The organism is Microbacterium sp. NPDC086615, from assembly GCF_040686055.1.
In the GTDB taxonomy this organism is placed as follows: Bacteria; Actinomycetota; Actinomycetes; order Actinomycetales; family Microbacteriaceae; genus Microbacterium.
In genome coordinates this window covers 79,776-102,834 of the sequence record NZ_JBFBJJ010000008.1, presented here as the reverse complement: position 1 = coordinate 102,834, position 23,059 = coordinate 79,776, and the positions used below count along the sequence as shown (strand labels likewise).

The 23,059-nt window shown below is 67.8% G+C and carries 24 protein-coding genes; 11 read left to right on the top strand and 13 right to left on the bottom strand.

Annotated features, from left to right (window positions below):
• Positions 1–53: 53 nt before the first annotated feature.
• Positions 54–446, top strand: coding sequence for a PaaI family thioesterase (locus tag AB0O24_RS09960; RefSeq protein ID WP_307385213.1), 393 nt, complete (start codon positions 54–56; stop codon positions 444–446).
• Between the two features lie 99 nt (positions 447–545).
• Here AB0O24_RS09960 and AB0O24_RS09955 read toward each other — a convergent pair whose 3' ends face one another.
• The 4 genes from AB0O24_RS09955 to AB0O24_RS09940 all read right to left on the bottom strand — a co-directional run bounded on the left by AB0O24_RS09955 (position 546) and on the right by AB0O24_RS09940 (position 4,238).
• Complete coding sequence (locus AB0O24_RS09955; RefSeq protein ID WP_363374532.1) at positions 546–2,006, bottom strand: MFS transporter; 1,461 nt, start codon at positions 2,004–2,006, stop codon at positions 546–548.
• A 120-nt stretch (positions 2,007–2,126) separates the two neighbouring features.
• A complete protein-coding gene (locus AB0O24_RS09950) occupies positions 2,127–2,351 on the bottom strand; it encodes a hypothetical protein (RefSeq protein WP_275798749.1) in 225 nt (74 codons plus the stop codon).
• A gap of 90 nt (positions 2,352–2,441) precedes the next feature.
• Positions 2,442–3,389, bottom strand: coding sequence for an aldo/keto reductase (locus AB0O24_RS09945; RefSeq protein WP_363374529.1), 948 nt, complete (start codon positions 3,387–3,389; stop codon positions 2,442–2,444).
• Positions 3,390–3,527: 138 nt separating this feature from the next.
• Positions 3,528–4,238: a helix-turn-helix domain-containing protein gene (locus AB0O24_RS09940; protein ID WP_275798753.1), complete on the bottom strand. Its 711-nt coding sequence runs from the start codon at positions 4,236–4,238 to the stop codon at positions 3,528–3,530.
• Positions 4,239–4,503: 265 nt separating this feature from the next.
• Here AB0O24_RS09940 and AB0O24_RS09935 point away from each other — a divergent pair, with 265 nt between their 5' ends.
• From AB0O24_RS09935 to AB0O24_RS09905, 7 genes are all read left to right on the top strand, one after another.
• Positions 4,504–4,926, top strand: a complete 423-nt coding sequence (locus AB0O24_RS09935; protein ID WP_275798755.1) for a DUF3237 family protein — start codon at positions 4,504–4,506, stop codon at positions 4,924–4,926.
• Positions 4,927–4,963: 37 nt separating this feature from the next.
• Positions 4,964–6,523 (top strand): ABC transporter substrate-binding protein, encoded by a 1,560-nt coding sequence (locus tag AB0O24_RS09930; protein WP_363374527.1) that lies wholly within the window; start codon positions 4,964–4,966, stop codon positions 6,521–6,523.
• A 51-nt stretch (positions 6,524–6,574) separates the two neighbouring features.
• Complete coding sequence (locus AB0O24_RS09925) at positions 6,575–8,017, top strand: amidase (protein WP_363374524.1); 1,443 nt, start codon at positions 6,575–6,577, stop codon at positions 8,015–8,017.
• A complete protein-coding gene (locus AB0O24_RS09920) occupies positions 8,017–9,036 on the top strand; it encodes an ABC transporter permease (RefSeq protein ID WP_363374521.1) in 1,020 nt (339 codons plus the stop codon). Before AB0O24_RS09925 ends, AB0O24_RS09920 begins: the two co-directional genes overlap by 1 nt.
• Positions 9,029–10,708 (top strand): dipeptide/oligopeptide/nickel ABC transporter permease/ATP-binding protein, encoded by a 1,680-nt coding sequence (locus AB0O24_RS09915; RefSeq protein ID WP_363374519.1) that lies wholly within the window; start codon positions 9,029–9,031, stop codon positions 10,706–10,708. The genes AB0O24_RS09920 and AB0O24_RS09915 overlap by 8 nt, the downstream gene beginning before the upstream one ends.
• Complete coding sequence (locus AB0O24_RS09910; protein ID WP_307385200.1) at positions 10,701–11,528, top strand: ABC transporter ATP-binding protein; 828 nt, start codon at positions 10,701–10,703, stop codon at positions 11,526–11,528. The genes AB0O24_RS09915 and AB0O24_RS09910 overlap by 8 nt, the downstream gene beginning before the upstream one ends.
• 68 nt (positions 11,529–11,596) lie before the next feature.
• A complete protein-coding gene (locus AB0O24_RS09905; RefSeq protein WP_275798767.1) occupies positions 11,597–11,782 on the top strand; it encodes a zf-TFIIB domain-containing protein in 186 nt (61 codons plus the stop codon).
• Between the two features lie 21 nt (positions 11,783–11,803).
• Here the strand turns inward: AB0O24_RS09905 and AB0O24_RS09900 are convergent, their stop codons facing one another.
• The 8 genes from AB0O24_RS09900 to AB0O24_RS09865 all read right to left on the bottom strand — a co-directional run bounded on the left by AB0O24_RS09900 (position 11,804) and on the right by AB0O24_RS09865 (position 19,159).
• On the bottom strand, positions 11,804–12,409 hold the full coding sequence (locus tag AB0O24_RS09900; RefSeq protein ID WP_363374516.1) for a DUF1349 domain-containing protein: 606 nt from the start codon (positions 12,407–12,409) through the stop codon (positions 11,804–11,806).
• A gap of 515 nt (positions 12,410–12,924) precedes the next feature.
• Positions 12,925–13,704 (bottom strand): ABC transporter permease, encoded by a 780-nt coding sequence (locus AB0O24_RS09895; protein WP_275798771.1) that lies wholly within the window; start codon positions 13,702–13,704, stop codon positions 12,925–12,927.
• A 59-nt stretch (positions 13,705–13,763) separates the two neighbouring features.
• On the bottom strand, positions 13,764–14,588 hold the full coding sequence (locus AB0O24_RS09890; protein WP_275798772.1) for a ZIP family metal transporter: 825 nt from the start codon (positions 14,586–14,588) through the stop codon (positions 13,764–13,766).
• A 19-nt stretch (positions 14,589–14,607) separates the two neighbouring features.
• Positions 14,608–15,456, bottom strand: a complete 849-nt coding sequence (locus AB0O24_RS09885) for an undecaprenyl-diphosphate phosphatase (protein WP_275798774.1) — start codon at positions 15,454–15,456, stop codon at positions 14,608–14,610.
• Between the two features lie 43 nt (positions 15,457–15,499).
• A complete protein-coding gene (locus AB0O24_RS09880; protein ID WP_275798776.1) occupies positions 15,500–16,180 on the bottom strand; it encodes a DedA family protein in 681 nt (226 codons plus the stop codon).
• The gene (locus AB0O24_RS09875; protein WP_275798778.1) at positions 16,177–17,424 is read right to left on the bottom strand and encodes a hypothetical protein; all 1,248 of its coding nucleotides are present in this window, start codon (positions 17,422–17,424) and stop codon (positions 16,177–16,179) included. The genes AB0O24_RS09880 and AB0O24_RS09875 overlap by 4 nt, the downstream gene beginning before the upstream one ends.
• Positions 17,425–17,492: 68 nt before the next feature.
• Entirely contained in the window at positions 17,493–18,488 is a 996-nt protein-coding gene (locus tag AB0O24_RS09870; RefSeq protein ID WP_275798780.1) for a HAMP domain-containing sensor histidine kinase, read from the bottom strand.
• Entirely contained in the window at positions 18,485–19,159 is a 675-nt protein-coding gene (locus AB0O24_RS09865) for a response regulator transcription factor (RefSeq protein ID WP_275798782.1), read from the bottom strand. The genes AB0O24_RS09870 and AB0O24_RS09865 overlap by 4 nt, the downstream gene beginning before the upstream one ends.
• A gap of 181 nt (positions 19,160–19,340) precedes the next feature.
• On the opposite strand from AB0O24_RS09865, the gene AB0O24_RS09860 reads away from it, so the two are divergent.
• Positions 19,341–19,634 carry a hypothetical protein gene (locus AB0O24_RS09860; protein WP_275798784.1) on the top strand — a complete coding sequence of 98 codons (294 nt, stop codon included), beginning with the start codon at positions 19,341–19,343 and terminating at the stop codon, positions 19,632–19,634.
• Positions 19,635–19,658: 24 nt separating this feature from the next.
• On the opposite strand, the gene AB0O24_RS09855 is transcribed toward AB0O24_RS09860, so the two are convergent.
• Complete coding sequence (locus AB0O24_RS09855) at positions 19,659–20,390, bottom strand: hypothetical protein (RefSeq protein ID WP_275798786.1); 732 nt, start codon at positions 20,388–20,390, stop codon at positions 19,659–19,661.
• A gap of 739 nt (positions 20,391–21,129) precedes the next feature.
• Between AB0O24_RS09855 and AB0O24_RS09850 the strand changes: the two genes are divergently transcribed.
• The gene (locus tag AB0O24_RS09850; RefSeq protein WP_275798789.1) at positions 21,130–21,789 is read left to right on the top strand and encodes a TetR/AcrR family transcriptional regulator; all 660 of its coding nucleotides are present in this window, start codon (positions 21,130–21,132) and stop codon (positions 21,787–21,789) included.
• Between the two features lie 34 nt (positions 21,790–21,823).
• On the top strand, positions 21,824–22,927 hold the full coding sequence (locus tag AB0O24_RS09845) for a zinc-binding dehydrogenase (protein WP_275798791.1): 1,104 nt from the start codon (positions 21,824–21,826) through the stop codon (positions 22,925–22,927).
• Positions 22,928–23,059 lie beyond the last annotated feature (132 nt).

The following is a 23,059-nucleotide window of genomic DNA, read 5'->3' as shown; positions in this document are numbered from 1 at the left end:
TAATAGTGTCAGAGGAGCGGGCTCGCGACAAGCGCACCGCGGAGGGAGCACTCATGACGACCTGGACCATCGTGCCCGGAGCCCTCGACGAGCGCCTCGGCATCACGGTGACGGAGCAGTCCGCCGAGCGCGTCTCGGCATCCCTCCCCGTCCAGGGGAACACGCAATCGCTAGGTCGATTGCACGGCGGGGCCACCGCCGCGCTCGCCGAGGCGGTGGGCTCGTGGGCGGCGATGATCCACGCGAGCACCTTCGACAAGGTGTGCGTCGGCGTCGACCTCAACATCACCCACCATCGCGGCGCGCGCGAGGGTCGCATCCATGCGGTCGCCACACCGGCGCATCGCGGGCGCCGGATGGCGACCTATGACGTGCGCGTCACCGACGACGATGGTCGGCTCGTCGCGACGGCCCGCATCACGAACCTCCTCGTCGACCCGGAGTGAGCGCAGGGGCGACCGCGCTCCCGGATTCCGCCGCCGCCTCACAGGGGCTCTCGGTCGGCCCACCGATCGCGGTCACGCGGTCATGACGAGGTCCGCGCGCTATCGCTTCCGTGAACGATGCACTTCGACCCCGCTGAGCACCGCGGCGGCCGCGGAGAAGACGACCGACACGGCGAGCGCCACGGTGAGCGCACCGGCGAACGCGCTCGGATCGGGGGCGGGAGAACCCGGTCCGGCCGCGCGCGAGGTTCCCGCCAGCGCCAGCACGAAACTCGTGCCGAGCACCGTCTGACCGATCGAGGCGCCTACCCGCTGCGCGGTCTGCACGACGCCACCGGCGACGCCGCCGCGTGCGGGATCGACCTCGGCGAGGGTCAGCGTCTGGTTCGGTGTCACGATCGACCCGCCGGCGATACCCAGGACGAAGAGCGGAACGCACAGGCGCAGGATCACGCCCGTCGGGTCGGTGGCCCCGGGCGCGGCCTGGACGACGACGGCGAGCACGATCGTGACGAGGGTGAGGACGGAGACCGCTCCGAGCAGCAGGGGCCTGCCGACCCGCGAAACGAAGCGTCCGGCGATGGGGGCTCCGAAGACCGTGCCGACGGCGTAGGCCGTGACCCCCAGCGCCGACTGCAACGCCGTGAAGCCGAGGCCGTTCTGGTAGTAGAGCGCGAGCACGAGCGGAATGCCGGTGTTGCTGCAGAAGAACACGACCGCGAAGATCACGCCGATCACGAACGATCGCGTGCGGAACAGGCGCAGATCGACCAAGGGCGCGGCATCCGCTCGCGTCAGACGGGACTCGTGCCGGACGAAGGCGACGAGGAGTCCCGCCGCCGGGAGCAGGAGGAGAAGTGTCACGGGACCGCCGGCCTGGCCGGTCTCGACGATCGGGAACAGCAGGCACAGCAGCCCGGCGCCGAGCAGAACGACGCCGAGCAGATCGAGCCGTCTCCCCGCTCCCTGCGCCGCGGGCACGTCGGCGGCGACCCAGCGCCGCGCGAGCAGGACGGCGGCGATACCGACGGGCACGTTGATGAAGAACACCAGGCGCCAGCCGTTGTCTTCGCCACCCACGGCGATCAGCAGGCCCGCCACGACGGGTCCGAGGGCGGTGCCCGCACCGACCGTGAGCCCCAGCCGCCCGAAGGCTCTGCCCCGCTCGAGCGGAGGGAAGGCGTTCTGGATGAACCCCGATACCTGCGGCCCGATCATGCCACCGAAGATCCCCTGGACGACGCGCGCCGCGATGAGCACCTCGGGGGTCGGCGCGAGTCCCACGAGGGCGCTCGCGACGACGAACCCGAGCATCGACACGATGAACATGCGCCGGCGCCCGCGGCCGTCGCCGAGTCGACCGCCGATCACGGGAACGAGCCCGAAGGCCAGGACGTAGCCCGTGATCACCCACTGCAGCTCGCTCGCTCCGGCGCCCGTCGAGCGCCCGATCGAGGGGAGGGCGACGTTCGTGACGCTGAGGTCGAGGAGCGAGGCGAACTGCCCCATCAGTAGGACGGCCAGCGCGCGCCACCGGCGCGGATCCACCGATTCCGTCATCGGTCGGGAAGGCCGTGGGCCGAACCCGTCGACCCCTCGGTCGGAAACGGTGTCATTCGCGCCTCCCTCAGACGTGGGTCCAGGCTTCGTCTACCCCGGCGCATCGGAGCGTCCGCGATGTCAGACCTTGCGGGATGAACGCGGCGGGCTGTAGCGCCAGACCTGGGCGAGGAAATTGACGAGAGTGATCACCACGAGCATGCCGATGACGGTGAAGGTGATCGACGATGACGAGTGGCCCTGGAGGATACCGATGACGAGGTACACGACGCTCGCGATCACCGCGGTCAGCAGACTGTTCAAGAACATGCGGAGTTTCGTGGGGACGGGCGCAGTGGGGGTCATCGGTTCTCCTCGAAGCGAGTCAGACGGCACGTACTGCCGACACTAGGGGACACGGCACCCCCGCGGTCACTCATCACGCCCGGCGGCTACCTACCGCCAGGGGCGAGCCGCCCGACGGCGCCAGTACTCGTTGGAATCGTCCGCCCACCGGCCGAGCGTCTCGACGTCGACCTCACGCGGCGTGGCCGCGGCTCCTCGGCGGAGTTGCGGGATCGTCACCGCTCCGCTCAGCACGACGTCGGCCCACGGCTGCGCTCGAGCGACGCCGAGGGCCAGCGACGCTCCATCGAGGCCCGCTCCGTCGAGGCCCGCTCCGACGTCGCCGTCGGGCTCGGAACGAGCGAGCTCTCCTCCGGCGAGAGCTTCCTTCACCACCACCGTCCAGCCCACCGCGTGGGCGCGGGCCAGAGCCGGTCCCGCCGCCTGCTCGCGCAGATTCCACGTGGCCTGCACGACGGAGAACGGACTGTCGGTGAGCGACCGCGCCGCGTCGACGACATCGCCCTGATGGGGCCCGCTGGTCGAGATCCCCACGCGCACTCCCCCGGCGGCGATCTCGCGGAGCCGTTCGAGCACGCCCGCGTCCCCGAGCGCGGGACTCTCCGGGGTCACCGAGTGGATGAGGTACGAATCGGGTGCCGACCCGAGAGCGGCGAGAGTCTCCGGCCACTGCCTCTCGAGCATCGCGGCGGAACGCTCTTTGCGCTCGTGGACCGTGGCATCCATTCGCCATTCGCCGACGTACTCGTAGCCCCACTTCGACCCGATCGTCAGCTCGGCACGACGCTCCGGATGCGCCGCGAGCCACGACCCGAGGAAGCGTTCGGCGTACCCGTAGGACCGGGCGGCGTCGACATAGCGGATGCCGAGCGCCCAGGCCTCGTCGAGCAGAGCGTGCGCGCGCTCGCGCATCGCGTCGATCGAGCGCGTTTCGGGGTCACCCAGATCGACGTCGCGGTCGGTGGTGATGTAGGCGGGACGACCGACCGCCGCGAGACCGAGTCCGAGGCGAGCGGACGGCGAAGCGGCGTCGGTCATGACTCGACGGTAGCCGCAGGAACGGTCGCCCCCGTGCCGACGCCGGTGATCAGGGCGAGGCGGGAGTTCATGCTCCCCATCCTGCCCAGTACGGGGGAGGATCCACCCGGACCCGTCGCGCGGTGCGCCCGCGCCCCATCACGCTCGGGCCGTGCGGTCCCCCGGGTTCTCGGACGCGTCACCTTGGGCGGCGACCGCGAGCGCGAGTGCGGAGAGGTACATCTCGAGCTGCGTGGCGAAGACCTCGCGGTAGTTCATCATCGCGAGCTCCGCCTTCGCCGCTTCCGCGTGCGGGTACTGCGAAGGATCGGTGGGCGCATAGACCTGGATCCAGCCTTCGGCGACCTCGCGCGAATCGGCTCTCACCAGTCGCGCCCCGTAGGCCGAAGCCGCACCGAGCACCATCTGCGTGTACACCTGGTACTGCATCACGGCCGGGCGACCACGCAGGCCCGCAACCGCCATCGCTCGCAGGATCCACTCCACGGCGCGCAGCTCGTTGATGCTGTTGGCGACCATGAGCAGCGTCGCGGCCGCGGCGGCGGGGTGAGCCTCCGCCGTCCGCCAGGCACGCCACGCCAAGTCCGTCAAGTCGGCTCGCCAGTCATCCGTGGGCTCGTAGCCCTCGAGAGAGATGCCGTCGAGGCGATCCGCGAGGGCGGTCAGCAGGTCTTCGCGACTGGCGAAGTGCCGATACACCGCAGTGGGCGACGACTTCAGCTCCGCCCCCAGACGGGAGAACGTGAGAGCGGACTCCCCCTCGCCGTCCATGAGACGCAGGGCGGCGTCGACGATCTCGGCGCGACTGAGCGAACCGCGCTTGCGACGGGTCCTCTTCTCTTCGGCCATGCTGCCTCCGATCTCCCCGCGGGCGTCCACGGGTCTGGTCGGTACTCGACCTCGTGAACGAAGAAGACTATCCCAATCACAACGTTTCGACCTCGCGTGCGGCTCAGCCTGGAGAGCAGTCATCCGTGCCTCGCGTCACCCGTGTTTCCCTCGTGGACGGCCATTGTTACGAGTTAGTGAATGCTGTTGACTATGTCATCCACTATGGACATACTCGGCGTCACCGCGCAACGAAGCGCACCGATTTGACAGCCCGGAGGAACCGATGGCTCCCGCTCCATCCCTGCGTTACTGCGTCACCATCACCGCTCACGTCGCTCCCGGGATCCCGCTCGAGAAGCAGGGCGACGACGTCCTCGAGTTCATCCCCATCACCGGGGGACCCGTGACCGGCGAGGTCACTGGCGAGATCGTGCCCGGGGGCGGCGACTGGTGTCTCGTGCGCGCCGACGGCACCTTCGCCGTCGAAGCCCGCTACCTCATCCGCACCACCGAGGGAGACGTCATCGACGTCTACAACGTGGGCGTCGTGCGCGAGCCCGCGGACGGCGCCGTCTACTTCGAGAGCACGCCGCGCTTCCGCACGGTCGCTCCCCACCTGCAGTGGCTGACGCGATCGATGTTCGTCGGCCGCGCCACCGCGAACCCCCACCACACGACCATCGAGATCTTTGAGATCGCCGACTGACCCCGACCCGACCCGCGCATCACCCGAGAGGCAGACCATGAAAACCCGTCACGGCGTCATCGCCGCAACCCTCGCTCTGACCGTCGCGTTCGCGACAGCCGGCTGCACGACCACCGGTGGCGACGCCACCGCCACGTACACCGACACGATCCGCACGACCATCGACATCCCGGCCACCTTCGACCCGACGCTGGCCACCTCGCTCCCGGACTTCCTGCTCGCGCGCAGCTCCTACGACACCCTCGTACGCCGCGACGCGAGCGGTCTGGTGCCCGGTCTCGCGACGAAATGGACGTCGACCCCGACGCAGGCCGTCTTCACGATCCGAGCGGATGCCACGTGCTCCGACGGCACGAAGATCACGCCGACGATCGTCAAGAACTCCCTCGACTACTTCGCCCGGCCCGCCAGCGGTTCGACGCAGGTCGTCTACACGTTCGGCCCCGGCAACACCCCGACCATCACCGCGGACGACGCCGCCGGCACGGTCACGGTCGACATCGCCAACCCGTGGCCGTACATGGTCGACGCGATGTCGGTCGCGAGCAGCGGCATCATCTGCCCCGCCGGCCTCGCCGACCCCGCCGGTCTCGCCGCGGGCACGGTGAAGGGCAGCGAGTCGGGTCCGTACACGCTGAAGACCTTCCAGCCCGGGGTGAGCTACGACTACACGCTGCGTGGCGACTACTCGGCGTGGCCGGCCTGGACCAGCTCGGTCACCGGCTCTCCCGCGACGAACCTCACCTACACGGTGTCGCCCGATTCCACCGCCACGGCGAACCTCATCCTCGGCGGTCAGCTCGACATCGGCAAGATCCAGGCAACGACCCGCGACCGGTTCCAGGGCCAGACGGGTTACACCGTCACCGTCAACCCGTTCTCGGACAGCTACCTCATCTTCAACGAGCGCGAAGGGAGCCCCTTCACCGACGAGGGACTGCGGAAGGGCGTCATCCAGGCGATCGATCGCTCCATGTTCGGCAACGTCACCTCGCAGGACACGGGCACGGTGCTCACCTCCCTCGGAGCCGACAGCGTCTCGTGCGTCAGCGGCTCGAACATCGACATCCCCTCGCAGGACGTGGCCGCTGCCACCGCGGCGCTGTCGGGCACGAAGATCCGCCTCGTGGCACCGACGATCATCGGCCCGGCCGGTGCCGGCAACGAGTACATCGCCGAAGCGCTGCGTGCCGCAGGCGCCGAGGTCGACCTCACCAACACCGATGTCGGCAGCTGGATCACCACGGTCGCCGCCAAGCCCGGCGACTGGGACATGACGGTCTTCGCCGACCTCAACTTCCTCGGCTCGCTCGCGAGCCCCCTGCTGAACCTCACCGGTCCCACGCTCGAGGGGGGCGGCACGAACTTCGGCGCGGTCGCCAACACCGGCGCCGAGACGAGCTTCGCCGCCGCCAACAGCGCGACCGACGAGACCGCACGCTGCGCCGCCCTCGACGAGACGGTCCAGGCGCTGGTCAGCCGCTCCGACACGCTGCCGCTGCTCAACGACGCGTTCATCTACGCCTCGCGTCCCGGCTTCAGGGTGCAGATGCTCGGCGGAGCGCTCGACGACCCCCTCTTCCGTATCTCGAAGTAACGCCGACAGGGATGCCGGGCCTCAGGGCTCGGCATCCCGAAAGGACCCCTCATGATCTCCTCCTCCATCTCCGCCACCGAGCTCGCCCGTCAGATCCGCTCCGGCGAGGTCTCGGCCGTCGAAGCCGCTCAGCACTATCTCGACCGTCTCGACGCGGTGAACCCCGCCGTGAACGCGATCGTGTGGATCGACCGCGACGACGTCCTCCGCCGCGCGCGCGAGTCCGACGACCGCATCCGCCGCGGCGACACGTCTCGCCCGTTCGAGGGGGTGCCCATGCCGATCAAAGACCTGGTCGCCGTCCGTGACCAGCCCCTCACCTTCTCGTCGATGTCGGTCGAGGAGCGCCCCGCCGAGGCGAACGAGGTCACCGTCGATCTCATCGAAGAGGCCGGCTTCGTGCTGTTCGGCCGGTCGAACAGCCCCGAGTTCGGGGCGCTGACCGCGACCGAGAACGCCCGTCACGGCAAGACCCGCAACCCGTGGAACCTCGACTACACCTCGGGCGGCTCGTCAGGAGGCGCGTCGTCCGCCGTCGCGGCCGACATCGCGCCGATCGCCAACGCCTCGGACGGCGGCGGGTCGATCCGCGTGCCGTCCGCGGCCACCGGCCTCGTCGGCCTGAAGCCGAGCCGCGGCCGCATTCCCAACGACGTGCGCGCGTGGGAGCACTCCACCACCGAGGGGGCGATCACGCGCACGATCGAAGACGCCGCGGGGGTGCTCGACGCGCTCGGCCGCCTCGATCCGCTCGGGTGGTACTCGGCGCCCGCGCCCATCCGGCCCTATCTCGAAGAGATCCGCACCACCGGACCCCGCCTTCGCATCGGCCTGCTCCTCGAGGCACCCACCGGCGTCGACGTGCACCCCGAGAATCGCGAGGCGGCTCTGGTGGCCGCGCGAGCGCTCGAGAGCCTCGGCCACCATGTCACGCCCGTTTCGCCGTTCCTCTTCTCGGAGCGCGCCACCCGCGGATTCGCCGACCTCGTCATCAGTGCCTCGACCTGGGCCTCGCCCATCGAGGATGCCGACAAGCTCGACACCTACATCCGGTACCGCTACGACCGGGCGGCATCGTTCCACGCGGGAGAGTACGCCGAGATCGCCGTCCTGCTGCAGATCGAGACCCGCCGGGTGAACGCCCAGTGGGGTCGCGACTTCGATGTGCTGCTCACCCCGACCACTGCCGTCCCCACTCCCCTGGTCGGCTCTGTCTATGACGAGGCGAACAACGACCCCGCGGGCGAGCGGCTCACCGAGTTCTCGACGATCTCGTTCACCGCGTTCTGCAACATCTCGGGCCTCCCGGCACTCTCGCTGCCCGTGCACACGGGAGCGAACGGGATGCCGCTGGGTGCCCAGCTCGTGGGGGCGCCCTACGACGAGGCCACGCTGCTCCGCCTCGGCGCCGAGCTCGAGCCGATCTTCGACTGGCAGCACCGCCAGGCTCCTCTCGCCCGCGGTGTCGTCCTGACCGGGACCACGGCGGGCTGATGTCGGGCGTCGATCTCTCGGTGATCGCCGAGGCCCCCGCCCCACCGGTGCGCCGGCGGGGCGGGGGCGGCGGGTGGGGCGCGTTCGCCCTCCGCCGTCTCGGGGGCCTCGTGCTGTCGCTCGGGTTGTTGGTGCTCCTCACCTTCTTGATCGTCCCGTTGATCCCCGGTGACCCCGCGATCGCGATCCTCGGCCCCAACGCCTCGGCCGATGCCGTCGCGGCTCTCCGCGAGCGCCTTCACCTGAACGACCCTCTGCCGGTGCAGTTCCTCGACTACCTCCACGGTCTCGTCACTCTCGACCTCGGCCAGAGCTTCCGCTACAACACCCCCGTCACCACGACCATCGCGACGAAGCTGCCCTACACGGCCACGACCGCGATCGGCGCGATCCTCGTCGTCATCCTCGTCGCCATCCCGGTCGGGATGACGATCGGCGTGCTCACCCGCAGTGGGCGTCGCCCGTGGCTGTCCGTCGGCTTCGGGACGATCGCGGGCTTCTTCGCCTCGTTCCCCGCCTACGTCGCCGGCACCCTGCTGGTGGTCGTGTTCGCGATCTGGCTGAAGGTGCTCCCCGCGGGCGGGGCGGCGACGTCCAACGCCTACATCCTCCCGATCGCCGCTCTCGCTCTCGGCCCGACCTTCGCCGTCGCACGCGTGGTCGTGCAAGAGACCTACTCCGTCCTGCACCAGGACTACATGCGCACGGCCCGCGGCCGCCGACTGAGCGCGGCACGGCTCTACATCCGACACGCCCTGCCCAACCTCATGGCGAGCACCCTCACCCTGACCGGGCTCATCCTCGCGAGCATGCTCGGCGGCGCGATCGTCATCGAGACGGTGTTCAGCCTCCCGGGCCTCGGCCTCGAGGTCGTGCAGGCGATCATCTTCCGCGACTTCCCCGTCATCCAGGGGATCGTCCTCACGGTGGGCGCGCTCGCCATCCTCATCAACCTGGTGATCGATGTGGTCCTCGGCCTCATCGACCCGCGCACCCTGGGAGGACCCACCCATGTCTGACCGCCGACGCCGGATCCCGGCATCCCTCATCGCCGGCGCGATCATGCTCGCCGTGCTCGTCGTCATCGCGGTCGTCGCCCCGATCGTCTGGGGAGCGAGCGCCACGACCGTCACGGCCGACACCCGGATGCCACCCTCGCCCGCGCACCTGCTCGGCACCGACGACCTCGGACGCGACGTGCTCGCCCGCACGCTCGTCGCCACGCGTCTGACCCTGCTCATGGCCACCGCGGCCACGATCGGATCGGTCGTCCTCGGAGTGCTCATCGGCGGACTGATCTGGGTGGGAAGCCGCCGGGTGCGCGACGTCGTGCTGCGCATCGTCGACTCGACCGTCGCGTTCCCCTCGCTGATCCTCGCGCTCGTGATCGCGGCGATCCTCGGCGCCGGCACCGTTCCGGCGATCATCGCGATCGCCCTCGCCGGCGTCCCGAGCTTCGCGCGCATCACCTCGAACATGACCGGTTCCGTCGCGACGCGCGACTTCGTCGGCACCGCTCGTCTGCTCGGCGTCCCCCGCCTGCGTCTGTTCAGCCGGCACCTGCTGCCGAACATCTCGGGCCCGCTCCTCGTGCTCATCGCGTCGAGCTTCGCCCTGACCCTGCTCGACATCTCGAGCCTGTCGTTCGTCGGCCTCGGCGTGCAGAGCCCCGAGTTCGACTGGGGGCGTCTGCTCAACGAGGGCCTCCCCGCCGTGTACTCGCAGCCGATGCAGGTCGTCGGCCCCTCCGTCATGCTCGTCTTCACCGGCGTCGCGGCGATGCTCACCGGCGACGGCCTCGCGATCTGGCTCGACCCCCGCAGCTCGCGCACCTCACGTGCCTCCGCCGCACGTCGCACGCCCCGCGGAACCTCGGTGCACACCGACGCCCTCGTCGAGGTACGCGCGCTCACCGTGACCGCCCCGAGCGGCAAGACGCTCGTCGGCGGCATCTCGTTCGAGATCGGCGCAGGAGAGATCCTGGGGCTCGTCGGCGAGTCCGGTTCGGGCAAGTCGATGACGGCGATGTCCCTCGCGCGACTTCAGGCCGACGGGGTGCGAGTGGATGCCGAGGTCCTCCGCCTCGGCGACCTCGACCTCCTGTCGAACAAGCATCGTTCGCGCCTCGCGCGCGAGGTCGGCTTGGTCTACCAGGACCCGGGCTCGACCTTCAACCCGGCCCTACGGATGGGCGCGCAGCTGACCGAGGTCGCCCGCGTCCATCTCGGTCTCTCACGCCGCGCTGCCCGTGACCGTCTACGCGACGGCCTCGGCGAGATGCGGATCCGTGAGCCGCGAACCGTGATGGGACAGCACCCCTTCCAACTGTCGGGCGGCATGCTGCAGCGCGCGACGATCGCCAGCTCGCTGGTGACCGATCCCGCCCTGTTGATCGCCGACGAGCCGACGACCGCGCTCGACGTCACCGTGCAGGCCGACGTCCTGCGTCAGCTCAAGCGCCTGAACCGCGACCACGGCACCGCGGTGCTGTTCATCTCGCACGACATCGGGGTGGTCGAGGCGCTGTGCGACCGCGTGCTGGTCATGCGAAACGGCGAGATCGTCGAGCGGCTGACCGCCGAGCAGCTGCGCCGCCGCGAGGTGGAGCACCCCTACACGCGGACCCTGCTCGCGGCCACCCCCACCCTGCGCACCGCTCCGCGCCCCCTCGAGGAGGCCCACCGTGTCTGACACCCCTCTGTTGAGCATCAGCGACCTCGCGGTCGATCTGGGTCATGGCATCCGGAGCGCCCGCGTGCTGCACGGCGTCGATCTGCGCGTCGATCGCGGGCGCACGATCGGCGTCGTCGGAGAGTCCGGCTCGGGCAAGTCGACGCTCGCGAAGACGATCGTGGGCCTGCACCGGGTCGCCGCCGGGTCGGTCGTGTTCGACGGGATCGAGCTGGCGTCCGCTCCCCGCTCGATCATCGCGGCGGTCCGCCGAAGGGTGCAGTACATCCCGCAGGATCCGTTCTCATCCCTCGACCCGCGCCGCACCATCGGGCAGACGCTCGCCGAGGCCATCGATCCGCGCGGCGCGAGCCTGCGACGCCACCGGGCACGGATCGTCGAGGCCCTGGCATCCGTCGCCCTGGGTCCGGATGCCGTGGACCGCTACCCCCACGAGTTCTCGGGCGGTCAGCGCCAGCGCATCGCGATCGCCCGGGCGCTCGTCGTCGACCCCGACGTGATCGTCGCCGACGAGATCACCTCGGCGCTCGACGTGTCGACACAGGCCGAGATCCTGCAGCTGCTCGAGCGCCTGCGCGACGAACACGGACTGACGATGCTGTTCATCTCGCACAACCTCGCCGTCGTCGAAGAGCTCTGCGACGAGGTGGTCGTGCTGCTGCACGGACGCATCGTGGAGCAGGGCCCGATCGAGGCCGTGTTCGCCGACCCCCGCGACGACTACACGCGCCGGCTCCTCGAGTCGGTGCCGGGTGGCGCGGCGTTCGACATCGCGGCGCCGGTGGTGACGGCGGCCGTGCGGACGGTCGGGCGCGGGTAGCGCCTCACCCCCTCGTGGCCGGGGTTGAATGGAGGCTCCACGCACGACCGCGAGCTTGTGAGACCACCATGACGTACGGAGACCTCCGCGACGACGCCCAGCCCATCTGCCCGTCGTGCGGTATCACGATGCACCCCCTGATCGATGAGGGCCTCGAGGCGGACGAGTGCCGCGACTGCGGGTTCCGGCTGGCGTGGGCCGACGGCTCCGACTCCTCGGATACGGGCGACGAGGCTTCGTCCGGCTGGTGGTGAGCGCGCGCGGAGGCGACCGGGTCAGTCTCCGCTGCGCAGGTCGGCGACCGTCCGATGCTCGAACGCGATCTCGTCGAAGGCGACGCGGCATCCCTCTCCGGTCGGGCTCTGCACCTCGAAACCGACGGTCAGGGCATCGGCGACACCCGGCAGCGTGAACGCCCGGACAAAGCTCCACCCCTCGCCGTCGTGAGCGTGGAACGCCAGGAGGCTCCCCGCGCGCGCGATGCGGAGCCGCGCGTCGGGCGCGTGCACGACGAACCCGTTGGCGTCGTCCGACACCCCCTTCGTCACGACCGAGACGACCATCGACGCTCCGGCCAGGGACCGCTCGAAGCACAGCTTCGCCCACGTCGTGTCGTCGACCCACGCGAGCAGGACCCCCGCGTCGAACGTCGCCCCGAAGTCGGGTGTCACCCGCGCGGACAGCGTGAAGTCCCCCGCCGGCGGCGTGCCGAGCAGGGTGTGCGCGTTGAGCAGCGTCTCGGCCGCGACCCCGCTGACCCCGCTCGGGTCGACGAAGAGGTCGGTTCCGGCCGGGGCGGTCCCTTCGATTCCGGATGCCGTCGGCATCCACGCCGATCCTTCGGAGGCGTGGAGGGCGAAAGGGAGGGCGGGAAGGTGCATGGCATCAGCTTCCCAGGAAGTGGCGCGCGTATGCCATTCCGCGCGGCTCGGGCCAGCCAGGCGCAGACCGACGAGAAAAGCGCCGGAGAATCTCCGGCGCTTCTGTCTGACGGTCTTGGTAGGCCCAGTACACCGCAACTCGAATAAATCAGTGCTTCTGCCACCGCCCCTGGTGGAACTGCAGAAATTGGCTGGTCTAGTGCCGAATCCGTCTGTCTCAAACTCGCCCCCAGAGCCGTTGCCTCGACTCTTGCGCCGTCGCCTCGAGCCAGCTCTCATCGCTGAGATCGTCACGAAGTATCAGTCCGGCGCGACGACCCCATCCCTCTGCGCGGAGTACACCCTCTCGAAGGGTGGCCTGCTGAAACTGCTGCGTGATGAGGGCGTCCAACTCCGTTGTCAGCCGCTCAGTACTGAGCAGGTGAGAGAAGCGGCTGATCTCTACGGGAGCGGTATGTCCCTCGCAGCAATCGCCGCACGCTTTGACGTCAGCTACAACGGAGTCCGACAGTCTCTCATTCGAGCGGGCGTCCAGCGTCGGCCCCGCGGCGGGAAGAGAAGGCCGTCCACATTCGACCCGACGTCAGTGAGACGGTGATCGTCGCCGTGATGGCCCCCGCCGCGAGAATGGCCGCGAGGACGACCAGCTGGAACCTTCCTGCCTCCAGCGGGGAGAGCCCGCCGAAAACCGCTCCGACGAAAGCTCCGGGAAGGACGACCAGCCCCGTCGTCTTGGTTTGGTCGATTCCAGGGACGAGCGCGTCGTACACGGCGATTCGTCCGAGATCGCGAGTGGCTCGTCGCGGGGTCGCACCGAGCGCCAGCCACCCCTCGACTTCGGCCCACCGGTCCGCGCGCAATTGCGCGAAGCGCCGACCCGCGAGCGACGACACGGTCATCGCATTACCGATCACCATCGCTCCGACGGCAAGGAGGTAGCGGGGCGTGCACGCAACCGCGCCCGTGAGAAACACGCTCCCACCAGCGACGCCGACACCGATGCCGAGCGCAACCGCTGCCCTCCATGAAGCGGCGAGGGGCTCGCCCGCTCGCCGTGTCGACACGGCGACAGCAACAGCGAACATGACGCACAGCCCGACGCCCACCCAGACGGGATCCCCGATGATACCGCCGAGCACCAAGCTGAGCGCCGCCAGCTGCATGCCCGCGCGCGCGATAGCGACCGTGGGGCTCCACCACCCCCGGATGCCGCCGGCCGCAAGGACGAGAACAGCCACAGCGGTGAGGAGCAGTGTGGCCAGACCCGTTCGTACGAGCATGTCGACGGTAGGCACCCCTGCAGATTACTGACCGATCATCCACGACGGTGAGTCCACAGCGGCGAGGCTCGCGGTCATACCCCGGCCGCGGTTACGACGAAATCGGTTCCGAAACCAGCGAACAGGCCAACGAGGAGACCGATGTATGTCAGGTAGCCGCCTCGCAAGTTGAGGGCGACACCGACGAGCTGGACCAGGACGTAGATGATCGATCCGGCCGCGAGAGCGAGGAAGGTGAGGGCGAGGGCGTCGTTCACGATGACGCTGCCGAGCACGGTGCCCACAAGCGTGGGAACGCCGCCGATCAGACCGAGCACCCCGAGCTGTCGCCACAAGGGGCGGCCGGATGATCCTGCCAACGGCGCCGTGATCCCGAATCCCTCTGTCGCATTATGAAGGCCGAACCCGACCACCAGGACGGCCGCGAGCTGGAGCTCGCCTCTCGCGGCGGACTGCCCGATGGCAAGACCCTCTGCGAAGTTGTGAAGGCCGATACCCACCGCGATCAGAAAGGCCAATCGGCTGGCCGGCTCACCCAGCCGCAGCACGCCCGATCTCGCCGTGGCGACGCGGCGACTGGTCCGTCGGGCTGTCCAGCCGTCATAAGCGACGAGCCCGAGTACACCGATCGTGATGCCGGTGAAGAGAAGGGCCGTGAGAATCAGAAACTCCTTCCACGACCCGCGCTCCTCGATCGCTGCCGCGGTGAGAGCGGATTCCACCGGCTCGACGGCATGCACCAGTACGTCCCACAAAAGAAAGAGCAGCACACCGATGGTGATGGCGTTGAGCAGGGCCCGAAATCCCCCTGCTCTCGTGGAGAGCCGGCCGGCCGGAAGGCCGATGAAGATCGTGCCTCCGGCGATCACGCCCATGAGGACGATTGTGCCTGCGTTCATGTGATCTCCTCGCCGTCCGTCAGTTGGTCATGATGGCCGATTCGGCGGGGATGACGCCGAGCAGCAGGAGCACGATGATCAGGATGCCGAGGGCGACGCGGTAGATCACGAACGGCAGGAAGCTTCCGCGCTTGAGGTACTGCATGAGGAACGCGATGACCAGGTAGCCGACCACGAACGCGATCACGGTCGCGATGGCGGTCTCGCCGAGGTTGTAGGGACCGGTGCCCTCGTCGAAGCTCTTGTAGAGCTCGTACAGTCCGCTCGCGAACACCGCCGGCACGGCGAGCAGGAACGAGTACTCGGCGGCAGCGGTGCGGTTGTAACCGAGCGCACGGCCCAGGGTGGTGGTCGCGCCGGAGCGGGAGACGCCGGGGACGAGGGCGAGGGCCTGGGCGAAACCGTAGGCGATGCCGTGCGCGTAGGTGAGGTCGTCGAGGTCGCGGCGGCGCTTGCCGTAGTGGTCGGCGAGGCCGAGCAGGATGCCGAAGACGATGAGCACGATCGCGGTGATCCACAGGCTCCGGAAGGTGTCGCGGATCAGCGTCTGCAGAGCGACCCCGAGCACGGCGATCGGCAGCGTACCGATGATGATGTACCAGCCCATGCGCGCATCCGGATCGTTGCGCGGCACACGGCCGGTCAGCGAGAGGAACCAGCGCGAGATGACGCGGCCGATCTTCTTGCGAAAGTACAGCAACACCGCGAGCTCGGTGCCGATCTGGGTGATGGCGGTGAACGTCGCGCCGGGATCGGTCTGCGACGGGAGGAACTCGCCCACGATGCGCAGGTGGGCGCTGGAGGAGATCGGGAGGAACTCGGTCAGGCCCTGAACGAGCCCCAGGATGATGACCTCGAGAATATGCATGCGGTCCTTCGGGATGGGAGGTTTTCTTCATCGCCCGTGGGCGTCAATCAGACTCGGGAGCGGTCTCGCCGTCGGGACCTTCCTTGCGCGCGCGACGCGATGCCAGCCCCTTCCTCACCAGTGCGAAGACGACGGGCAGGACGGAGATCAGCACGATGACGATCATCAATACGTCGATGTTGTCGACGATGAACGGGATGCCACCGAGCACGAGCCCGATGACCGTCATGCCCACGACCCACAGGGTCGCGCCCGCGGTGTTCCACACGAGAAAACGCCGGTAGGGCATGTGCGCGGTCCCCGCAGCGACGGGTACGTACGTGCGGACGATTGGTACGAATCGTCCGAGCACCAGCGACCCGCCGCCGTATCTTTCGAAGAACCGTTCCGCGTCTCGCAGTCGTTCGGGGCGCAGAACACGCGCGCCTTCTCGGAACATACGTCTGCCGAATCGTCGGCCGAGCCAGTAGCCCGTCTGGTCGCCGAGGATCGCGGCGGGGATGCCAACGAGGAGAACCTGCCACGGCTGGATCCCGAGGGGGCCGGCGAGGACAGCCGCCGTCACGAGAAGCGAATCACCCGGGAGAAACGGGAACAGGACCCCGGACTCGATGAAGATGAGGACGGCGATCCCCGCGAGCACCCACGGCCCGAACGCGTGGAGGATGGATGCCGCGTCGGGAAGCAGACCCGCGGATGCGGCGACAAGGTGGGTACTGGTCATGACGAGAGGGTGTTCATCAGGGTCTGAAGGGCGTCCGTCTCCGCGGTGGGGTCTGGCGCGGAGGCTCGTACGGCCTTCAGCACCGCGTCGATGCGTCCGTCGATCACTGCCCATGCCGCGGCATCCCGTGGCTCGAGTGTGGGCTGGTCCTGATCCCAGGCCGTTTCGAGGTCGGTGATACGCGTCTTCGCGCCTGCTTGGTCGTTGCTGCGCACCATCGACAGGGTTTCCTGCACGATGTTCCGGTAGCCGGCGACGGTGCTGGCGGGGAAGCTGGCGGTGGCCGACTGCCCGGGAGCCAGCGTGGCGTGGGTGCTCGGACCCTCTTCGCTCGCCGCTGCCGTGGTGTGGGGCTGCGCATGCGCCCAGCTGAGTACTGCCACGGCGACGACCCCGACGATCGCGAAGTACGCGAGCATCCAACGTTCCCGTCTGGTGGCTTTCGGACGCGGATCGGGGGTTGGCGCCAGTTTCGCCTGATCGGCGCGGGTCACCGTGAGGAAAACGACCGTTCCGAGGATCGCGATGAGAAAGATGACGCTGGTCCATCCGACGCCCAGGCCGAGACCCCCTTCCGAGGGGTCGAACCCGAGCCAGTCGCCGAGGTTGGCCCCGAGCGGACGCGTCAGGACGTAGGCCAGCCAGAAGGACAGCACGGCATTCGCGCCGAGCCTCCACCCGACGAACACAGCAGCGATCAGACCTGCCGGCAATAGCACCGACACTCCGGGGCTCCACCCGGTGAGTTCGAGGATGCCGTCGCCAGCCGCGGTCCCGAGGGCGAAGGTGACGAGGATGGCGAGCCAGTAGTACAGCTCGCGTCGCGTCGTCGTGATGCTGTGGATCGACAGCGTGCGTTGGCTTAGCCACCACACCGCAAACACAACGGCGAGCAGACCAGCGAAAACGGCCGCGCTGACGGCGAGGGGCACGCCCAGATCGTCGGTGAGGATGTCGGTGTAGAGCGTGCCGGTGACGCTGACGACGACGACCGTGAGCCAGTACACGAGCGGGACGTACCGCCGCTGCGCCAGCTGCCAGGTCAGGACCGCCGCCAGCACGACGGTGAAGATCACGGATGTGGCTTCCAGCCCGACGCCGAGAGTCACATTGATCCAGTCGGCGAAGCTCTCCCCCACCGTCGTGCAGAGAACCTTGATGATCCAGAACCAGATGGTGATCTGGGGCACCTTGCTGGACATGATGCGTCTCGACGCGCGGGCCGAGGGCAGGGAGATCGTCATGGGGGCACGGTAGGAGGGCCGCCCTAAGATGCGACTCAGAAAGAAGCGGATTCCGGTGCGGGGACCTCCTACCGGGACACCGGGATGCGAAGAGTCATCGTCGTGCCGGCATCCGAGGTAGTCGAGACGATCGCGGATCCGCCGTATCGCGTGACAGCATCCTGAACGAGCGCCAGCCCGATGCCGAACCCGCTTCGCGATGACCCGCCGCCCCCGACGGCATGGGCCGATCGAGCGAATCTGTCGAAGACTCGATCGGGGCTGATTCCTCGGATGCCGGGGCCTTCATCGGTGACATCGATGCGGACGTGACGCCCCTCGCGTCTCACGGAGACGACGACTTTCCCTGCCGCGGGTGAGTGCTTGACCGCATTGTCGACCAGCGCGACGACGCAGCGCTGGAGGCTAGATGCGGGCATTGAGACCCGAAGATCGTCGCTGGAAAGTCGGCTTACGAGCGTCACTTCTCGTTGACGCGCGAGGAGCCGCATCGCGGCAATGGACGACTCCACCACCGGTGCGACCGGCGCGGGTTCAGACACAGCGTCCTTCGGAATTTCGACGGATTCGAGAAGATCTGCCATCACGCCGATGAGGGCGCGCGAGTCGGCACGGAGGTCCGCGACGACGGACGCATGGGGATCCGACGGCGTCAAGGACCTCTGCAGCACCTGGATCCTGGCATCCAGAACCGCCAGAGGCGTGCGCAATTCATGCGAGGCGTCGGCCACGAATTCACGTTGGCGTCGGAGGGCGTCCACGAGGGGGCGCACCGCCCGGCGGGTGACGAGCCACCCGAGCAGCCCCGCCGAGGCGATGGCCGCCACGCCGATCAGCGTGCCCGCCAACAGGATGTCGACTCCGTCGATGTCGACGACCGTCTCACGAGGTCCGGGATGCAGGAGGTCGCCGAGCGGGATCTGCGTGAGCACCACCGAGAAGGCCGCCACGAGGACCGCCACGACGAGCAGCGACACGGCGACAGTGATGGTGAGAGCGACCCGCCGGGCGGCGGCGCGAACGAGGAGGGCGTCAGCGTCGAGAGGGTACTTTTGGGTGCTCACATCAGTCCCAGACGGTATCCCCGCCCGCGCACGGTCTGCACGATGGCTGGGTCGGTCTTCTTGCGGAGGTAGTGCACGTAGGTGTCGACGGCTCCCGGGGTGTCATCGGGCGAGAAAACGGAGCGGAGGATGTCGTCGCGCGAGAACGTCCGCTGGGGGTTGACCGCGAAAAGGGTGAGCAGAGAGCTCTCCCGCTCCGTGAGGATGATGCGTCCGTCGTACGGCGAGTAGACCGCTCGGGAATCGGGATAGAACTCCCACTCGCCGACGCGGACAAAGGGCCCCTCTCCTCCGCTTACGCGACGGATGGCGCGGAGACGAGCGAACAGTTCGTCGAACTCAAACGGCTTCACGAGGTAGTCGTTGGCCCCGGCGTCGAGGCCGCGCACCTTGTCCTGGACCGTGCCCAGCGCGGTGAGGATGAGCAGTGGAACTCCCGCCCCCGCCCGTCGCAGCGTCTCGACGATCGTGAGCCCGTCCACAGACGGAAGACGCCGATCGACGACCATCACGTCGAACGTCCGAGAAGTTGCCACCTCGAGAGCCTCCCCGCCGTCGGCGACGAGCGTCACGTCGTACACCTCGTCGAGCACCTTCGCCATCAGCGGGCCGAGTTGGTCGTCGTCCTCGACGAGCAACAGCCGAGGGCGATGCGTCAGGGGAGCGACCATGTTCAACCTCCGCTGGAATTCGTTACGTTCGGTCCCAGCTTGGACCCCTGCATCTCAGAAAGCACTGATGTGCGCCACAGTTCTGCCGTCGGGGAATCACTCGATTCATCTTCGTCGTTTCTTACAATCCCCGAGCGAGTCTTCTCTCAACGGCTCATCCGAGCCGAAGAAAGGACGGACCATGAACACCCCGCAACGTCGATGGATCAGCCTGAGTCTCGCCGCTGGCGTGATCGCGCTGGCCGGAATCGGTGGCGTCGCCGCGATGTCCCTGCCCGCGAACGCGAACGCGACCACCGCCGTGTCCACACCCGCACCTCACGTCAGGGGTTCGGATGCGACGGACACCGGTGGCGACGGCGAGACAGCCGACGACCAGGTCGGGGAGACGCCCGATCAGGAAAGCGCCGACGACCCCGGTCACGAAGACGGCACCGCCGACGGCGAGACGGGCGACGACGCGCCGACCGGTTGAGCCGCGGGATGCGGGTGGTCGACGTCATCGGAGGCCGCCCGCATCCGTCTCACGTTCCGGTTCGACCGCAGCGGGTACACGCCAACTCGCCTGCATGACAGAGACGAGCATGATCATCACGACGGCCAGGCCAAGGGACACCCAGCCGGATCCGATTCCCACACCGCCCTCCGCACCGGGCTTTCCGAGCCAGTCTGCAACGGATGCGCCGAGGGGACGGGTCAGAACGTACGCGAACCAGAACGACAGCACCGCATCCCACCGCGCGAAGCGCCATCCTAGGAAGGGGACCGCGATCAGAACAGCGAAGAGCGCGATCGACGCGACGTACCCGAGCCCGAGAGTGACGGCAGTCAGGTCACCGACTGCGGTGCCGAGCGCGAACGTACCGACGACGGCTGCCCAGTATAAGAGCTCGCGGCGCGTCGTAGTCACATCGTGGACCGACAGGGTGCCCTCGGTGCGTCGCCACAGCACGAAGACGCCGGCCAGCAGAACGGCGTAGAGCATCGCCGATGCAGCGTACGGCAGCCCGACGACGACGTGCATCACGTCGGCCGCCATCGTTCCGAACACCCCGACCGCCGCCACGGCCAGCCAATAGACGCCCGGCACGTATCGCCGACGTGTCAGCTGCCACGCCAGAGCGACGACGAAGAAGGTGAACCCGAGGAGGACGGCGACGACGGGATCGAGGGCCCGGATCGAGAAGTCCGAGACCGCCTCGCCGAGCGCGGTGGAAGCGGCTTTCGCCACCCAGAAGACAACCGATGGATCGGGGACCCGTGACGGCCGAACGGCACGACGACTCGAACGCATGCCGCCAGCGTGGCCGGACGTCACTAAGAAAACTCTCAAAACCCGGCCACTGTGCAGACCACTTTGAGGAGAGATGAGCGCGAGAGAGCGACACCGAAGAATTGTTCGAGTAAGGCAGCTAGCCCCTCTGAGAAGTAGAGCCGGTACACCGCTACTCGGATAAATCCGCGCTACTACCGCCACCTCTTGTGGAACTGCAGAAACGGGCTGATCTGGCGCCAAATTCGCCTTTCTCCGCTACCCCAGGAGAGCAGGTGAGTCGATCACTGCGCCGACGTCTCGAACCGGCACAGATCAAGCGAATCGCCGCCGAGTACGAGTCGGGCGCAACGACTCCGAGTCTGTGTGAGACCTACGGCCTGTCAAAGACCGGCATTCTTCGCTTGCTTCGAGACGAGGGAGCAACACTGCGACGTCAACCGCTCACAAGCGACCAGGTCGAGGTCGCACGAACGCTGTACGAACACGGCCATCCGATCGCCACTATCGCGTCTCGCCTCGGCACCAGCTACAACAACGTACGGCAGCGACTCATTGGGGAGGGAGTCCAACTGCGACCGCGCGGCGGTAGCCACAAATGATGTGACTCGCCCCGGCGTTACAAGAGCTTCCCGCCACGGTGTTGCCCAGCCTGAATTTCCTCCTTCTCGTGAGCCATTTATGAGACACTTGTATCATGGGTGAATTCGAGGGAGATGCTCGCCAGGCGAAATCTCGTGCCCGTCTGCATACGGCCGTGCTGGAAGCAGCTGCGTCGACGCCGATCAGAGACGTGAAGATCACCGACGTGGCATCACGCGCGGGAGTGGGAAGAGCGACGTTCTATCGGCACTCCCCCTCACCTGAAGCTCTGTTGGAGGAAGCGCTCCGTTCCGAACTGGACGACCTGCGCGACGCGGGACTTCGCGGGGATATCCGGGATCCGCTCGCGCGGCGACTGCAGTTCGAAGCGACCTTGATGAAGGTGGTCGGGCATGTCGTCCACCGGGAAGCGGTGTACGCCCCGGCGCTTCTGTTCGATAAAGCGCCGGGCGTGACCTCGATGCTGATCAGGCATGTGCACGATTCGGTGATCCTCAGTCAGAAGACTCTCGGGTTAGATACGTGGAACGGTGGAGACGCCCCGCCAGCAGATGTCGACCCTGAATTCTTCGCAGAGGCGGCTGCCAATGGTTTCGCCCACTTGTTCGTTGGGGTGCTGACCAGTTGGCTCCGCTACGTCGAGGACCGGAACCCGCGCACGTTCCTGCGCGTCTTCAACACCGTCGCCCCGCACTGGTGGCTGACGTCTGACGCAGGGATCACTCCCCTGGATGACCTGATCCATCAGGCCTAGTTGGGTCGCCGTCGGCGACCCCGTTCGAAGATGAATGGAGAACATGATGAAGGCAGCCGTGACCCTCAAGACAGGGAAGGGCTTCACCACCACCGAGATCCGAATCGCTGACCCCATCGGTCGTGAGGTGCTTGTCGACGTCAAGGCGTCTGGCCTGTGTCTCACTGATCACTCGCTGATGGCCAACGACTTCGGGTTTCCGCTGCCGGCCGTTTTCGGCCACGAACTCGCTGGTGTCGTCACTGCAGTCGGACCGGATGTCACCGAGTTTCAGGTCGGCGACCACGTGGTCGGCTGTCTTGTGCAGTGGTGCGGCAGATGCCAGCCCTGCATCGAGGGCATCCAGACCGACTGCCTCAACCCGCTAGCGGTCGAGCGCAGCGCAGGAGAAGAGCCTCGCCTGGTTGGATCGGACGGGCCGATCTACCAAGGGATGGGGCTCGGCGGGTTCGCAGAAAAGGCACTCGTCCACGAGAACCAGCTCGCCCGTGTAAACGACGAGATCCCCTTCTCCCGCGCGGCGCTCCTCGGTTGCGGGACCGTCACCGGCGCCGGCGCTGTCATCAACAGCGCCAAGGTAGCTCCTGGCGATACGGTCGCGGTCATCGGCACTGGCGGCGTGGGCCTGAACGCCATCGCCGCTGCTCGTCTCGCTGGCGCGAAGACGATCATCGCTGTCGACATCCAGGACACCAAACTGGACATGGCGACCCGCTTCGGGGCGACGCACGTCGTCAACTCTCGCAACACCGACCCGGTCGAGGAGATCCGTCGTATCAGCGGCGGCGGGGTGGACTACGCCTTTGAGATTATCGGCCTGCCCGCCACTCAGATGCAGGCCATCGCCGCGGCCAAGACGAGCGGAACAGCGGTCCTCGTGGGCATGGGCAAGCCAGGCGCGAAGATCGAGATCGAGACGTCCGCAGCGTTCCTTGCGACGCACAAGACCATCAAGGCAGTGATGATGGGCTCGACCAACCTGAAGCGCGACATCCCGTTCTACGCCGATATGTACGTCGCGGGACGTTACAACCTCGACGATCTCGTCACGAATGAGATCTCGATTGATGAGATCGATGAGGCGTACGACTCACTGGCATCCGGAACAGTTATCCGATCAGTGATCACGAGGTTCTGAGCCGGACTATAGATCGCGGGCAGTGGCTCCGTACGTCGCTAGGCGCGCGAAGCCACTGCCCACAACGCTGATCGCTACGACGCAGAGAGGCCGCCGGAAGTGCAGGCAGTGAGCCTGCACCACTCCGGCGGC

Coding starts and splice junctions, on each gene's coding strand:
- AB0O24_RS09960 (WP_307385213.1), top strand. CDS start 54: ATGACGACCTGGACCATCGTGCCCGGAGCCCTCGACGAGCGCCTCGGC.
- AB0O24_RS09955 (WP_363374532.1), bottom strand. CDS start 2,006: ATGACGGAATCGGTGGATCCGCGCCGGTGGCGCGCGCTGGCCGTCCTA.
- AB0O24_RS09950 (WP_275798749.1), bottom strand. CDS start 2,351: ATGACCCCCACTGCGCCCGTCCCCACGAAACTCCGCATGTTCTTGAAC.
- AB0O24_RS09945 (WP_363374529.1), bottom strand. CDS start 3,389: ATGACCGACGCCGCTTCGCCGTCCGCTCGCCTCGGACTCGGTCTCGCG.
- AB0O24_RS09940 (WP_275798753.1), bottom strand. CDS start 4,238: ATGGCCGAAGAGAAGAGGACCCGTCGCAAGCGCGGTTCGCTCAGTCGC.
- AB0O24_RS09935 (WP_275798755.1), top strand. CDS start 4,504: ATGGCTCCCGCTCCATCCCTGCGTTACTGCGTCACCATCACCGCTCAC.
- AB0O24_RS09930 (WP_363374527.1), top strand. CDS start 4,964: ATGAAAACCCGTCACGGCGTCATCGCCGCAACCCTCGCTCTGACCGTC.
- AB0O24_RS09925 (WP_363374524.1), top strand. CDS start 6,575: ATGATCTCCTCCTCCATCTCCGCCACCGAGCTCGCCCGTCAGATCCGC.
- AB0O24_RS09920 (WP_363374521.1), top strand. CDS start 8,017: ATGTCGGGCGTCGATCTCTCGGTGATCGCCGAGGCCCCCGCCCCACCG.
- AB0O24_RS09915 (WP_363374519.1), top strand. CDS start 9,029: ATGTCTGACCGCCGACGCCGGATCCCGGCATCCCTCATCGCCGGCGCG.
- AB0O24_RS09905 (WP_275798767.1), top strand. CDS start 11,597: ATGACGTACGGAGACCTCCGCGACGACGCCCAGCCCATCTGCCCGTCG.
- AB0O24_RS09900 (WP_363374516.1), bottom strand. CDS start 12,409: ATGCACCTTCCCGCCCTCCCTTTCGCCCTCCACGCCTCCGAAGGATCG.
- AB0O24_RS09890 (WP_275798772.1), bottom strand. CDS start 14,588: ATGAACGCAGGCACAATCGTCCTCATGGGCGTGATCGCCGGAGGCACG.
- AB0O24_RS09885 (WP_275798774.1), bottom strand. CDS start 15,456: ATGCATATTCTCGAGGTCATCATCCTGGGGCTCGTTCAGGGCCTGACC.
- AB0O24_RS09880 (WP_275798776.1), bottom strand. CDS start 16,180: ATGACCAGTACCCACCTTGTCGCCGCATCCGCGGGTCTGCTTCCCGAC.
- AB0O24_RS09875 (WP_275798778.1), bottom strand. CDS start 17,424: ATGACGATCTCCCTGCCCTCGGCCCGCGCGTCGAGACGCATCATGTCC.
- AB0O24_RS09865 (WP_275798782.1), bottom strand. CDS start 19,159: ATGGTCGCTCCCCTGACGCATCGCCCTCGGCTGTTGCTCGTCGAGGAC.
- AB0O24_RS09860 (WP_275798784.1), top strand. CDS start 19,341: ATGAACACCCCGCAACGTCGATGGATCAGCCTGAGTCTCGCCGCTGGC.
- AB0O24_RS09850 (WP_275798789.1), top strand. CDS start 21,130: ATGGGTGAATTCGAGGGAGATGCTCGCCAGGCGAAATCTCGTGCCCGT.
- AB0O24_RS09845 (WP_275798791.1), top strand. CDS start 21,824: ATGGAGAACATGATGAAGGCAGCCGTGACCCTCAAGACAGGGAAGGGC.